Annotated in this window: 12 protein-coding genes and 1 pseudogene; 10 read left to right on the top strand and 3 right to left on the bottom strand. The window is 68.3% G+C overall.

The features are described from left to right. Nucleotides 1–10 precede the first annotated feature (10 nt). Genes ACO6VK_RS01970 through ACO6VK_RS01955 form a run of 4 tightly spaced genes read left to right on the top strand, consistent with a single transcriptional unit; the run spans nt 11 to nt 3566 of the window. Nucleotides 11–241: an acyl carrier protein gene (locus ACO6VK_RS01970; RefSeq protein WP_422505205.1), complete on the top strand. Its 231-nt coding sequence runs from the start codon at nt 11–13 to the stop codon at nt 239–241. Nucleotides 242–270: 29 nt separating this feature from the next. Further along, nucleotides 271–1746 carry an AMP-binding protein gene (locus ACO6VK_RS01965; protein ID WP_422505204.1) on the top strand — a complete coding sequence of 492 codons (1476 nt, stop codon included), beginning with the start codon at nt 271–273 and terminating at the stop codon, nt 1744–1746. Then, complete coding sequence (locus ACO6VK_RS01960) at nt 1743–2429, top strand: alginate O-acetyltransferase AlgF (protein ID WP_422505203.1); 687 nt, start codon at nt 1743–1745, stop codon at nt 2427–2429. The genes ACO6VK_RS01965 and ACO6VK_RS01960 overlap by 4 nt, the downstream gene beginning before the upstream one ends. Nucleotides 2430–2432: 3 nt before the next feature. Continuing rightward, a complete protein-coding gene (locus ACO6VK_RS01955; protein WP_422505202.1) occupies nt 2433–3566 on the top strand; it encodes an acyl-CoA dehydrogenase family protein in 1134 nt (377 codons plus the stop codon). A gap of 10 nt (nt 3567–3576) precedes the next feature. Here the strand turns inward: ACO6VK_RS01955 and ACO6VK_RS01950 are convergent, their stop codons facing one another. From ACO6VK_RS01950 to ettA, 3 genes are all read right to left on the bottom strand, one after another. Continuing rightward, entirely contained in the window at nt 3577–4593 is a 1017-nt protein-coding gene (locus ACO6VK_RS01950; RefSeq protein ID WP_422505201.1) for a DUF4434 domain-containing protein, read from the bottom strand. Between the two features lie 43 nt (nt 4594–4636). Next, entirely contained in the window at nt 4637–5953 is a 1317-nt protein-coding gene (locus ACO6VK_RS01945) for an NCS2 family permease (protein WP_422505200.1), read from the bottom strand. Between the two features lie 535 nt (nt 5954–6488). Next, entirely contained in the window at nt 6489–8153 is a 1665-nt protein-coding gene (ettA, locus tag ACO6VK_RS01940) for an energy-dependent translational throttle protein EttA (RefSeq protein ID WP_411849873.1), read from the bottom strand. Between the two features lie 235 nt (nt 8154–8388). On the opposite strand from ettA, the gene ACO6VK_RS01935 reads away from it, so the two are divergent. The 6 genes and pseudogenes from ACO6VK_RS01935 to ribD form a co-directional block, all read left to right on the top strand. Then, nucleotides 8389–8868 (top strand): RcnB family protein, encoded by a 480-nt coding sequence (locus ACO6VK_RS01935; protein WP_411849874.1) that lies wholly within the window; start codon nt 8389–8391, stop codon nt 8866–8868. A gap of 150 nt (nt 8869–9018) precedes the next feature. Beyond that, nucleotides 9019–10272 carry a serine hydroxymethyltransferase gene (gene glyA / locus ACO6VK_RS01930; protein ID WP_422505199.1) on the top strand — a complete coding sequence of 418 codons (1254 nt, stop codon included), beginning with the start codon at nt 9019–9021 and terminating at the stop codon, nt 10270–10272. Nucleotides 10273–10376: 104 nt separating this feature from the next. Continuing rightward, nucleotides 10377–10811, top strand: a complete 435-nt coding sequence (locus ACO6VK_RS01925; RefSeq protein WP_422505198.1) for a hypothetical protein — start codon at nt 10377–10379, stop codon at nt 10809–10811. 30 nt (nt 10812–10841) lie between these two features. After that, entirely contained in the window at nt 10842–11276 is a 435-nt protein-coding gene (locus tag ACO6VK_RS01920) for a hypothetical protein (protein ID WP_422505197.1), read from the top strand. A gap of 93 nt (nt 11277–11369) precedes the next feature. After that, nucleotides 11370–11891, top strand: a complete 522-nt coding sequence (gene nrdR / locus ACO6VK_RS01915; RefSeq protein WP_422505196.1) for a transcriptional regulator NrdR — start codon at nt 11370–11372, stop codon at nt 11889–11891. 60 nt (nt 11892–11951) lie between these two features. Then, nucleotides 11952–12557: pseudogene (ribD, locus tag ACO6VK_RS01910) on the top strand (bifunctional diaminohydroxyphosphoribosylaminopyrimidine deaminase/5-amino-6-(5-phosphoribosylamino)uracil reductase RibD); the annotation flags it as partial. Nucleotides 12558–12593: the final 36 nt, after the last annotated feature.

Genomic DNA, 12593 nt, shown 5'->3' with positions numbered 1-12593 from the left:
GGTGAACCACATGGATATCCAGACCCTCCAGACCCAGCTGATCGACATCGTCGAGTCGGTGATCGGCACCCGCGTGCAGCCCGACGAGTACATGGAGTCGCTGTTCGACTCGATGTCCAAGGTGCAGCTGATGGTCGAGGTCAAGGACCGCCTGGGCGTCACCCTGCCGGTCGATGAGATCGACGCGCTGGTTGATTCGGTGCAGGTGCTGGCCGACTACGTGGCCACGCACAAGCGCTGAGCCACACCCCTTCCGCAGGAGCCGATCGCATGCGATTCGATTTCGACCACGGCCGCTTCGCCGACCTCGCGCAGGCGCCGCATGCGGCGGCACTGCACGACGCCAACGGGATCATGGACTGGGCCGGCCTGTACCAGGCCACCCAGGACTGGATGGCGCGCGCGCAGGCGGCCGGCGTCCAGCCGGGACACGCCCTGGTGATTTCCGGCCACAAGCAGGCCGCCTTCGTGGTGGCCATGCTCGGCTGCCTGCAGATGGGCGTGACCTACGTGCCGGTGGACACCATCAATCCGCCGGCGCGCCTGCAGCGCATCACCGAGCTGGTGCATGCCGGTGCGGTCTACGATGCGGCTGCCGATACCTTCGGCCCCGGTGCGGCCGCGCCGCGCGCGCTGACCGTGTCGGGGCTGGCCTACATCATGTTCACCTCCGGCAGCACCGGTGATCCGAAGGGCGTGCAGATCGGCCGCGACAGCGTGGCACTGTTCACCGGCTGGATCCGCGACTGCCTGGCGTTGGGCGAGGCACCGGCGTTCCTCAACCAGATGCTCTTCAGCTTCGATTTCTCGCTGTTCGATCTGTGCGGCGCGCTGGGTCTCGGCGGCTGCTGCGTGCTGTGTCCGCGCGAGGTGATCGCCGACAGCGAGCGTTTCGTCGACCACCTGCGCCAGTCCGATGTCGCGGTGTGGGCCTCCACGCCGTCGTTCGTGCGCCAGCAGATGCTCAACCCGCGTTTCACCGCCGCCCAGCTGCCGTCGCTGCGCGTTTTTGTGTTCGGTGCCGAGTCGCTGACCCCGCGCGTGGCCGAAGAGCTGTGGGCGCGCTTCCCGCAGGCGCGCATCATCAACTCCTACGGTCCCACCGAGGCCACCTGTTCCACCACCTGGGTGGAGATCGATGCCGCGCTGCGTGCCGCCGCGCCCAATCCGTTCCCGATCGGCGTGGCCAAGCCCTATGCCGACGTGTTCCTGGACGACGGAGAGATCTGCATGGCCGGCGACCACGTGATGCGCGGCTATCTCGACCGGCCCGATCTCGATCAGGGCGTGCTGTTCGAGCACAACGGCAAACGTGCCTACCGCAGCGGCGATCTTGGCGATCTCGACGCGCAGGGCCGTGTCTACTTCCGCGGCCGCAAGGACGACCAGATCAAACTCAACGGGTACCGCATCGAGCTGGCCGAAGTGGATGCGGCACTGTCCACGCTGGCGGGCGTCGTGGCCGGTGCCGCGGTAGTGCTGCGCCGCCCCGACGGCAGCCTGGTGCGCATGATCGGTTTCGTCGAACTCACCCATCCCGGCGAAGGCGCGGTACAGCCCTTGCCCGAGGCCCTGCAGGACTGGAAGGAACAGCTCGGCCGGCGCATGCCGCCGTACATGATCCCCTCCGAACTGATCGCCGTGGACGCGTTGCCTACCGGCACCACCAACAAGGTCGATCGCAAACAACTGGAGCAGCGCTACGCGTTGGCGCGCACGCTCCGCAGCCAGGAACCCAAACGATGAAGACGCCGCTGACCCTGCTTGTCGCCGCCCTGCTGGCGTGCACTCCCCTGGCCGCAGGCGCCCAGCAGGGCGCGCCGGAAGGCCGCCTGGCGCAGTTGTACGCGGCGCGGCCGCCGGCCGGTTCGGCGTTCGTGCGCGTGCTCAATCCCGGCGCGGCCGCACTCAAGGTCGGTGTCGGCAATGGTGCCGAGCAGAGCATCGGCCCGGCCACGCGTGCCACGCGCTATGCGATCGTGGAAGGCGGCAAGCCATTCCCGGTCCGCGTGGCCGGCAAGCCGCGCACGCAGGCGCAGGTCGCCGCCGGCACCTTCACCACGCTGGTGCTGGACCCGGCCACGCCGTCGCGGCCGCTCGCCGTGCTGGCCGATGGCGGTGGCAGCAGCGACGCGCTCAAGGCGGAAATCCGCTTCTACAACCTGGCTGCCGGCTGCGCGCAGGCGCGGCTGGCGATGGCCGACAAGGGCGCGGTGGTGTTCCCGGCGGTGGCCGCCGGCGCCAGCAGCGCGCGTGCCATCAACCCGGTCAAGGCGCGGCTGGTGGCCGGCTGCGGCGGCAAGGACAGCCTGCCGGTGGCGCTGCCCTCGCTGCAGCCCGGCGACCACTACAGCCTGTTCCTGACCGGCAGCGCTACCGCCCCGGTGCTGCAGGGCCAGCTCAGCGGCACCGATCCGGTGGGGCGCTGATCCATGCATGCGCGCTCCATCTTCCGCGATGACCACACCCTGTTCCGCGACCAGGTGCAGCGCTTCATCGAAACGCAGATCGCGCCGCATTACGCGCAATGGGAGCGCGACGGCATCACCCCGCGTTCGCTGTGGCGTGAGGCGGGCGAGGCCGGGCTGCTCAACTGCCAGTTGCCCGATCCGTACGGACTCGGCGGTGACTATGGGCACGCCGCCTGCGTGATCGAGGAGCTGGCCCGCGCCAACTACCTGGGCATCGGCTTCTCGATCCATTCGGACATGGTCGCGCCGTATCTGATGCAGTACGGCAGCGATGCGCTGCGCGATGCGTGGCTGCCGGCAATGGCGCGCGGCGAGGCGATCGGTGCCATCGCCATGACCGAGCCCGGCGCCGGCAGCGACCTCAAGGCGATCCGTACCCGTGCCGAGCGCCAGGGTGACCACTACGTGCTGAACGGCCAGAAGACCTGGATCACCAATGGCACCAATGCCGATGTGGTGGTGGTGGTGGCGACGGTCGCACCGGAGCTGGGCGCGCGCGGACTCACCCTGCTGTGCGTGGACGCACATCTGCCCGGCGTCACCCGCGGCGCGCCGATGACCAAGATCGGCCAGCACGCGCAGGACACCAGCGAGCTGTTCTTCCAGGACGTGGAGGTGCCGGTATCGCATCTGCTCGGCGAGGAACAGCGCGGGTTCGACTATCTCGGCGACCAGCTGGCCGCCGAACGCCTGGCCATCGCGTTGCGTGCGGCCGCATCGGCCGAGGGCATGCTGGCCGAAACGGTGGCCTACGTGCGCCAGCGCAAGGCCTTCGGCCGCTTCCTGATCGACCACCAGAACACCCGCTTCGTGCTCGCCGATGCGGCCGCACGTCTGGCGATGCTGCGCACGTTCCTGGACCAGTGCCTGGGCGAGCAGATGGAGGGGCGGCTGGACGCGACCCGCGCGGCGATGGCCAAGCTCAACGCCACCGAGCTGCAGGGCCAGGTCCTCGACGACCTGCTGCAGCTGCACGGTGGCTACGGGTACAGCAGCGAATACGGCATCGGCCGTGCCTGGACCGACGCGCGCGCGCTGCGCATCTTCGGCGGCACCAGCGAAATCCTGCGCGAGATCATCGGGCGCACGCTGTAGCGCGCAACGACTACGGCGCGCTGGTACGCCAGCGCCGGCGCAGCGCCTGCGCGCGCGGGGTGTCCTGTGACAGCCACGGGTCCAGCGCGAAGGCGAACACGCCGGCCGCGCCACTGCGTTCGGCCCACGCCAGCTGTTTGGCGATGCGCGCGGCATCGGCCGTCTGTGCCTGGAAATGGCTGCCATCGGCGGGCGAGCTGGCCAGTTCCTCGAACAGTTCCACCACTACATCGAAGTCGACCTTGCGCGCGCGCAGCAGCGCCAGCAGCGGATCGACGCCGTCCAGATTGTCCATGCCGGCCACGCCGACGCCGTCCTGCACCATCGGCCGCAGCGGCGCCTGCTCCAGGATGCGGGTCCACAGCTGCGCCAGTGATCCGGTGGTCTGCAGACGGCTGAAGTAGGTGGAAATGGCGGTGACGTGGGGCGTGCCGGCCTTCGCCGCCTCGCACAGGGCAGCCAGCCAGGTGCACAGCCGCTGCTGGCGGTCGTCCTGCGCCCAGTGGAACTGTTCCAGTTCGTAGGGCAGGTACCAGCCGGCGAAATTGGCCTGCCGCGCCCACGGCGCGCGCTGCAGGTAGCCGCGTGCGTTGTCCAGGGTGAGCGCGAGGAACGCATCCAGCGCCGCGAGGTCCGCTCCCTGCAGCGCCTTCCACCAGCCGCTGTGATACGGCAGCCCCACGCGCACCTGCAGCCCTTCGGACGCGGCAGTGGAAAAGATCAGCTGCATCACCGTGTCGGGCACATCCCAGTCGGCGTCGCTGCCGCTGCCGTACAGGCCAGCCCACTGCACCACGATCTGGCGGCAGCCGAGCTGCCGGGCCAGCGCCATGTGCCGTTGCCAGTCCTGTGCGGTGAGGTCCAGGTGGCTGCGCCACGGCTGGATGAAGCTGCCGTCGAAGTGCGGCGGGGTGGAACACCCCGGCAGGGTCGCCAGCGCGGCGACCGCAGGCGCAAGCAGCGCCGCGCGCAGCAGGCGACGGCGCAGCGGTGACGGCAGATCGGCGGGCAGGCGGGCATCGGTCATGCAGGCATCATCCCAGAGCCGCGTTGCCGAGGGGTGAACCGCCTTAGTCCAGGGCGTAGCGCAGCACGAACAGGCCGGCCACCAGCCATACCGCCGGGTGCACATCGCGCCACCGCCCGGTGCCGGCCTTGAGCACTGCATAGGCGATGAAACCGAACGCCAGGCCATTGGCGATGGAGTAGGTGAAGGGCATCGCCAGCGCGCACAGCGCCGCGGGTACCGATTCGGTCAGGTCACCCCATTCCACATCAACCAGTTCGCGCAGCATCAGACCGGCGACGAACAGCAGGGCAGGGGCAGTGGCGTAGCCGGGCACCATCGCCGCCAGCGGCGAGAACAGCAGCGCGGCCAGGAACAGGGCCGCTACCACCAGCGCGGTCAGGCCGGTGCGGCCGCCGGCCTGCACACCGGAGGCGCTTTCGGCGAAGGCGGTGGTGCTGCTGGTGCCCAGCAGCGAGCCGGCCACAATGGCGGTGCTGTCGGCGAGCAGGGCGCGGCCGAAGCGCTTCTGCGCACCCGGCAGCTTGAGCAGTCCGGCACGCCCCACCACGCCGTACAGGGTGCCGGTGGCATCGAACACTTCCACCAGCACGAACACCAGCACCACCTGCAGCAGCACCGCGATCGGTGCGCCGCCGTCGTGATGCAGCAGGCCGGGCAGGTCCAGCTGCAGGAAGGTGGGGGCCAGGCTCGGCGGCAGCGACACCACGCCGTGGAACTGCACGTCGCCGAGCAGCCAGGCCGCGCCGGTGACCGCGAGAATGCCGATCAGGATCGCGCCCCGCACGCGGCGCGCTTCGAGAATGGCAATCAGCAGGAAGCCGGCCAGCGCGAGCAGGGGCGGTGCGGTGTTGAGCGGGCCGAGCGCGACGAGGGTGTCGGTGTTGGCAATGATCACGCCGGATTTCTGCAGGGCGATGATCGCCAGGAACAGGCCGATGCCGGCGACGATGGCCGCGCGCAGCGACGCGGGGATGCCGGCCACCAGCCAGGCGCGCACGCCGGTGAGCGACAGCACCAGGAACACCAGGCCCGAAATGAACACGGCGGCGAGCGCCTGCTGCCACGGCAACCCGGCCGCACCGACCACGGTAAAGGCGAAGAAGGCGTTCAAGCCCATGCCCGGTGCCATGCCGACCGGGAAATTGGCGGCGAAGGCCATCACCAGCGAACCCAGCGCGGCGGCCAGGCAGGTGGCGACGAATACCGCGCCCGGGTCCATGCCGGTGGTGGCCAGGATGTCCGGGTTGACGAAGACGATGTAGGACATCGTCAGGAAGGTGGTCAGCCCGGCCAGCAGTTCGGTCCGCACGGAGGTGCCGTGCTGCTGGAGCTGGAACAGGCGTTCAAACAGGTTCATGTCGGTTGTCCGTGGAAAATGACGTATTCCGGCGTGATGCCAAAGCCAAAGCCGGAAGCGCACAGCCTTCGTGTGCAAGCGCACAGCCTTCGTGTGCAGCATCGTGGGCTGAGGGCCGGTGGGTGCGGGGTACGGGACACGCCGTGAATACGTCCATGTAGGCTCGTAGAAAACATCCATGTTTTCTACGGTCCCGTACCCCCCCACCCGCCGGCCCTCCGACAGCGTGCTGGTGGCCACGGGAATTGCGACCCAACAGCCGCAGCGCCACGCGCTGCGTGGCTGCTGCTGCCAACCCGCGCACGCGATCTGTCGGGGGAGGCCGGCGGGTGGCCCCTGCAGGGACTGTCAAAAACATGGATGTTTTTGCCAAGCCCCCAAGGATGGGTTTACGGCGTGTCCCGTAAGGGGCTGCCCGTCGGCCTCCCCAGCCCGTAAGACCTGAATCGCTGCCGTTGACCTTGCACCACGACCAACGGTCGTGGCCTACCAGAATGCAAAACGGCCGCGCAGAGCGCGGCCGTTCTTTTTTCTCTTACTTCAGCGCCTTGAAGCGCAGGCGCTTCGGGGCGGCGTCGTCGCCCATGCGGCGGCGCTTGTCTTCTTCGTACTCGCGGTAGTTGCCCTGGAAGAACTCCACGTGCGAATCGCCTTCGAACGCCAGAATGTGGGTCGCGATGCGATCCAGGAACCAGCGGTCATGCGAAATGACGAAGGTGTTGCCCGGGAACTCCAGCAGCGCATCTTCCAGCGCACGCAGGGTTTCGATGTCCAGATCGTTCGACGGTTCGTCGAGCAGCAGCACATTGCCACCCTGCAGCAGGGTCTTGGCCATGTGCAGGCGGCCACGCTCACCACCGGACAGCGAACCGACCAGCTTCTGCTGGTCCTGGCCCTTGAAGTTGAAGCGGCCGATGTAGGCGCGCGACTGGATCTCGATGCCGTTGATGTTCAGGATGTCCAGACCGCCGGCGATTTCCTGGAAGACGTTGTGGTTGCCTTCCAGCGCGTCGCGGCTCTGGTCCACGTAGGACAGCTTGACCGTCGGGCCGACCGTGATCTCGCCCGAATCCGGCTTTTCCTGCCCGGTGATCATCTTGAACAGCGTCGACTTACCGGCACCGTTGGGGCCGATGATGCCCACGATCGCGCCACCCGGCACCAGGAAGCTCAGATCGTCGAACAGCAGGCGGTCGCCGAACTTCTTGGAGACGTTCTTGAACTCCATCACCGATGCGCCCAGGCGCTCGCCCGGCGGGATGAAGATTTCATTGGTTTCGTTGCGCTTCTGGTAGTCCACCGACTGCAGCTCTTCCAGGCGGGCCAGACGGGCCTTGCCCTTGGTGCGGCCGCCCTTGGCGTTCTGGCGCGACCATTCCAGTTCCTTCTGGATGGCCTTCTGGCGGGACTTCTCCTGATTGTCTTCCTGCTTCAGGCGCTCGTCCTTCTGCATCAGCCAGTCGGTGTAGTTGCCCTTCCAAGGAATGCCGCGGCCGCGGTCCAGTTCCAGGATCCACTCGGCGGCGTTGTCCAGGAAGTAGCGGTCATGGGTCACCGCCACCACCGTGCCGGTGTAGCGCGCCAGGAACTGTTCCAGCCATTCCACGGACTCGGCGTCCAGGTGGTTGGTCGGTTCGTCGAGCAGCAGCATGTCCGGCTTCTGCAGCAGCAGGCGGCACAGCGCCACGCGGCGCTTTTCACCACCGGACAGCTTGCCCACGATCGCGTCCCACGGCGGCAGGCGCAGTGCGTCGGCGGCCACGTCCAGCTGGTTTTCCAGCGTGTGCGAGTCGCCGGCGGCGAGGATCGCCTCCAGGCGCTCCTGTTCCTTGGCCAGCTTGTCGAAGTCGGCGCCTTCCTCGGCATAGGCCAGGTACACCGCGTCCAGCGCGGCCTGGGCCTGCAGCACTTCGCCCACGCCTTCCTCGACCGCTTCACGCACAGTCTTGGTCGGGTCCAGCTCCGGTTCCTGGGCCAGATAGCCGACCTTGATGCCGGCCTGCGGACGGGCTTCGCCCTCGAAGTCGGTATCCACGCCGGCCATGATCTTCAGCACCGTGGACTTGCCGGCGCCGTTCAGGCCCAGCAGGCCGATCTTGGCACCCGGGAAGAACGACAGCGAGATGTCCTTGATGATCTGCCGCTTGGGCGGGACCACCTTGCTGACGCGGTTCATGGTGTAGATGTATTGCGAGGACATGTGGTCTCCGAAGGCGCAACCCTGCGCCCGTTCCGTTGGGAACAGGAACAGATGTAAAAGGAATACCCCCGATTATAGCGGGAAGCGGTGACAACCGCCGGTCGGCCCCGGGGACGGGGCTTGCCGCCGCCTGAATGGGCCGTCAAAGCCCTTGAATTGGAAACCGTTTCCAGCCGGAAACCGTTCAGACCGGGTCAGCATGATGTAATCATCCACTCACCAAGCGAGGCCAGTCATGCGCATGAATCGAATTGTGGTCGGGGCCGTGGCCTCGCTGCTGGCCCTGGGCGCGGTGGCGCCGGCCTTCGCCGACAACGACCATCGCGGCCGTGGCCACGACCGCCATGACCGTTATGACCGTGATGATCGTCACGACCGCCGCCACGACCGTCATGACCGCCGCGAGTGGCGCGATGACCGCCGCGAAGCCCGTCACGACCGCCGCTACTACGACAACCGCGGCTACTACCGTCCGGCGCCCCCGCCGCGCGTGGTGTACCGCCCGGCACCCGGCTACGGTTCCTATGGCTGGGCACGTGGGCATCGCTACCGCGAGTATTACGGCGGCCCGGTCTACGTGGTCAACGACTACAACCGTTACTCGGTGCGTCGCCCGCCCCGCGACCACCACTGGATCCGCGACGACCGCGGCAATCTGCTGCTGGTGGCCATCGCCACCGGGATCATCGCCGACTACGTGATCAACAACCGGTAAGGCCAGGCCCGGCCCTGCCACCCGAACGGCGCCCGCGAAGGCGCCGTTCCTCGTTGTGGGGGGCCGGCGCTGCCCGATTGGTCACCCTGCGTCGCGGGGACTACAATCCAGAGCTCGCGCTGTACCCCCTCTGCCTGCCTGGAGTAACCGATGTTCCCGCGTGACGTCCGCATCGAAACCTACGATCCCGAACTGGCCAAGGCCATCGCCGCCGAAACCCAGCGCCAGGAAGACCACGTCGAGCTGATCGCCAGCGAGAACTACACCAGCCCGGCCGTGATGGAGGCCCAGGGCAGCCAGCTGACCAACAAGTACGCCGAAGGCTATCCGGGCAAGCGCTACTACGGTGGCTGCGAGTACGTGGACATCGCCGAGCAGCTGGCCATCGACCGCCTCAAGCAGCTGTTCGATGCCGACTACGCCAACGTGCAGCCGCACAGCGGTTCGCAGGCCAACCAGGCGGTGTACTTCGCCCTGCTGCAGCCGGGCGACACCATCCTGGGCATGTCGCTGGCCCACGGCGGCCACCTGACCCACGGTGCCAAGGTCAATGCCTCGGGCAAGCTGTTCAACGCCGTGCAGTACGGCGTCGATGAGCAGGGCCTGATCGATTACGACGAAGTCGAGCGCCTGGCCCTGGAGCACAAGCCGAAGATGGTCGTGGCCGGCTTCTCGGCCTATTCGCAGGTCGTGGACTGGGCGCGCTTCCGCGCGATCGCCGACAAGATCGGTGCGTACCTGTTCGTGGACATGGCCCACGTCGCCGGCCTGGTCGCCGCCGGTGTGTACCCGAGCCCGCTGCCGCACGCGCACGTGGTCACCTCGACCACCCACAAGACCCTGCGCGGCCCGCGCGGCGGCATCATCATCGCCAAGGGCGCCAACGAGGACCTGGTCAAGAAGCTGCAGTCGATCGTGTTCCCGGGCATCCAGGGCGGCCCGCTGATGCACGTCATCGCCGGCAAGGCCGTGGCGTTCAAGGAAGCGCTGGAGCCGGGCTTCAAGACCTACCAGCAGCAGGTGGTCAAGAACGCCCAGGCGATGGCCACCACGCTGATCGCGCGCGGCTACAAGATCGTCTCCGGTGGCACCCAGAACCACCTGATGCTGGTCGACATGATCGGCAAGGACGTGTCCGGCAAGGACGCGGAAGCCGCGCTCGGCAAGGCCCACATCACCGTCAACAAGAACTCGGTGCCCAACGACCCGCGTTCGCCGTTCGTCACCTCGGGCCTGCGCCTGGGCACCCCGGCCGTCACCACCCGCGGCTATGTGGAGCAGGACTGCGTGGACCTGGCCAACTGGATCGCCGACGTGCTCGACGCCCCTGCCGACGAGGCGGTGATCGCCCGTGTGCGCGAGGCGGTCAGCGCGCAGTGCCGCAAGTACCCGGTCTACGGGTGACATGAGCGAGGGCCGCGCGCAGCGACGCTGCGCGATCCCGGCCCTCGTGTTCGTCGTCCCCGGCCTGGCCGGGGGCGGCGCCCCTGCAAGGACGCCGACCACCGATGAATGACCTCGCGCAACGCCGCACCTATGCGGTGCTGGCCCTGCTGCTGGGTCTGCCGACGCTGGCCGTCGGCGGCACCTTGTCGGTGCTGGCGGTCATCGTCTATTTCTCCCGCAACAGCTACATGGGCACCACCGAAAGCCTGACGCTGCTGGCCTTGGGCCTGTCGGGCATCCTCGGTCTGCTGGGCTGGCTGTGGCTGAGCGGCGTGTACCTGCGGCACGGCCGCGCGGGCCTGCGCCGCAGCAGCCCGCTGGGCTGGATCGGCATCGCCTGCGGCGTCATCGGCGCGCTGATCGTGTTGGTGCTCGTCATGCGCCTGGTCCTGCAGGACGGCTGGGCGCTGCTCGGCTATCTGATTGCCGGCCCGCCCCTGCTGATACCGAGCGCACAGCTGGCGTGGATGCGCTGGTCGGGTGCGCCGCGGGGATGAGATCCAGGCCGGCGGCGAGGTGGGCCGGTCATGCGCGATAGCGTCCACCGGCGTCTGTACGCGCTCCAGTGCGTGCTCCTTGGGCTGCCAACCGTGGTGGCCTGCGGGCTCGTGGCGGTACAGGGCCTGCGCCATGTCGAGGTCCATCGCCGCTTCCTGCTCGCGGGCAACGAGGGCGGGCTGCTGCTGCTCTGGGGCGGCGCCGGTCTGCTCGGCCTGCTCGCGTGGGTGTGGTTGAGCGGCCTGTACCTGCGGCAGGGGCGCGACGGGCTGCGCGCGGCGGGCTCCCTCCCGTGGGCCGGTCTGGCCGTGGGGGTACTGGCCGCCGGCAGCCTGCTGCTGGTGCTGCTGTACGCCTGCGTGGTGGGCAGTTGGCAGGTGCTGGGCTATCTGGTGTTTGGGCCGCTGCTCCTGGTGCCCAGCCTGCACCTGACGTGGGTGCGGCGGGCGTCCGGCCCCGCCTGACGCGCAACGCGCATTTGCCGCCCCGCGCCTTCTCAGGTACCGTTGCGACGCTGCCATGACCGTGGCATGACGTTTTCCCCAGCTAGGCGTTCCATGTACTGTCCGTTCTGCCAGCATGCCGATACCCGTGTGATCGATTCGCGCGTCTCCGAAGACGGTGCGACGATCCGGCGTCGGCGCGAATGTGAGGCCTGCAACGAGCGCTTCAGCACGCTGGAAACCATCGAACTGAAACTGCCGGCGATCATCAAGAGCGATGGCAGCCGTGAGGCGTTCGATGCCCGCAAGCTGCGCAGCGGTTTTGATCGCGCGCTGCAGAAACGCCCGGTTCCCGAAGACAAGATCGAACTGGCGGTACGCGCGGTGATGCAGCAGGCGCGGACCTGCGGCGAGCGCGAAATTCCGTCGATCAAGGTCGGCGAGTTCGTCATGAACGAGCTGCACAAGCTCGACCACGTGGCCTACGTCCGGTTCGCCTCGGTGTACCGCAGCTTCGAGGATGTGGCCGATTTCCGCGAGGAGATCGAGAAGCTCGAACGCGAGCTGCCCACCAGCACCGAGCAGCTGCAGCTGCTTGGCGATGTGATCGCGCTGGGCAAGAAGAAGAAGGGCTGAGCCCCGCGCTTCACCGGCGCCCCCGCTGGGCTACCATCGCGGCTGCTTGCCTGCCTGCCGATGACCGTTGCCATGACCGATTTCTCCGCGCTGGATCACCTGCACATGGCGCATGCCCTGCGCCTGGCCGAGCGTGCCGCGTATACGGCGCGGCCCAACCCGATGGTCGGTTGTGTGATCGCGCAGGGGGCCGACGTGGTGGGCGAGGGCTGGCATCAACGCACCGGCGGCCCGCACGCGGAGGTGTTCGCGCTGCGCCAGGCGGGCGCGCACGCACGCGGGGCCACCGCCTACGTCACCCTGGAGCCCTGCGCCCACTACGGGCGCACGCCGCCCTGTGCGCTGGCACTGATCGAGGCCGGCGTCGGGCGGGTGGTCGCGGCGATGCGCGATCCGTTCCCGAAGGTCGACGGCGGCGGGTTCGATCTGCTGCGCGCGGCCGGCATCGAGGTGGCCGAAGGGCTGATGGCGGCGCAGGCGCGCGAACTCAACCACGGGTTTCTGTCGCGCATCGAACGCGGCCGCCCGTGGCTGCGGGTCAAGCTGGCCGCCAGCCTGGACGGGCGTACGGCAATGGCCGACGGCAGCTCCAAGTGGATCACCGGTGCGGCTGCCCGCGAGGACGTACAGCACTGGGGGGGGGGGGGGGGGGGGAGCATTACCGGCTAGTGCCCCGGGATTGCCCCCCCCCCCATACCCACC

The sequence above is a fragment of the Stenotrophomonas sp. GZD-301 genome (assembly GCF_049310345.1).
GTDB lineage: Bacteria > Pseudomonadota > Gammaproteobacteria > Xanthomonadales > Xanthomonadaceae > Stenotrophomonas.
The sequence above is the reverse complement of the archived record's forward strand: the minus strand, read 5'-3'. Positions and strand labels throughout refer to the sequence as shown.

Coding starts and splice junctions, on each gene's coding strand:
- ACO6VK_RS01920 (WP_422505197.1), top strand. CDS start 10,842: ATGCGCGATAGCGTCCACCGGCGTCTGTACGCGCTCCAGTGCGTGCTC.
- ACO6VK_RS01950 (WP_422505201.1), bottom strand. CDS start 4,593: ATGACCGATGCCCGCCTGCCCGCCGATCTGCCGTCACCGCTGCGCCGT.
- ACO6VK_RS01925 (WP_422505198.1), top strand. CDS start 10,377: ATGAATGACCTCGCGCAACGCCGCACCTATGCGGTGCTGGCCCTGCTG.
- ACO6VK_RS01970 (WP_422505205.1), top strand. CDS start 11: ATGGATATCCAGACCCTCCAGACCCAGCTGATCGACATCGTCGAGTCG.
- ACO6VK_RS01960 (WP_422505203.1), top strand. CDS start 1,743: ATGAAGACGCCGCTGACCCTGCTTGTCGCCGCCCTGCTGGCGTGCACT.
- ettA (WP_411849873.1), bottom strand. CDS start 8,153: ATGTCCTCGCAATACATCTACACCATGAACCGCGTCAGCAAGGTGGTC.
- glyA (WP_422505199.1), top strand. CDS start 9,019: ATGTTCCCGCGTGACGTCCGCATCGAAACCTACGATCCCGAACTGGCC.
- ACO6VK_RS01955 (WP_422505202.1), top strand. CDS start 2,433: ATGCATGCGCGCTCCATCTTCCGCGATGACCACACCCTGTTCCGCGAC.
- ACO6VK_RS01965 (WP_422505204.1), top strand. CDS start 271: ATGCGATTCGATTTCGACCACGGCCGCTTCGCCGACCTCGCGCAGGCG.
- ACO6VK_RS01935 (WP_411849874.1), top strand. CDS start 8,389: ATGCGCATGAATCGAATTGTGGTCGGGGCCGTGGCCTCGCTGCTGGCC.
- ACO6VK_RS01945 (WP_422505200.1), bottom strand. CDS start 5,953: ATGAACCTGTTTGAACGCCTGTTCCAGCTCCAGCAGCACGGCACCTCC.
- nrdR (WP_422505196.1), top strand. CDS start 11,370: ATGTACTGTCCGTTCTGCCAGCATGCCGATACCCGTGTGATCGATTCG.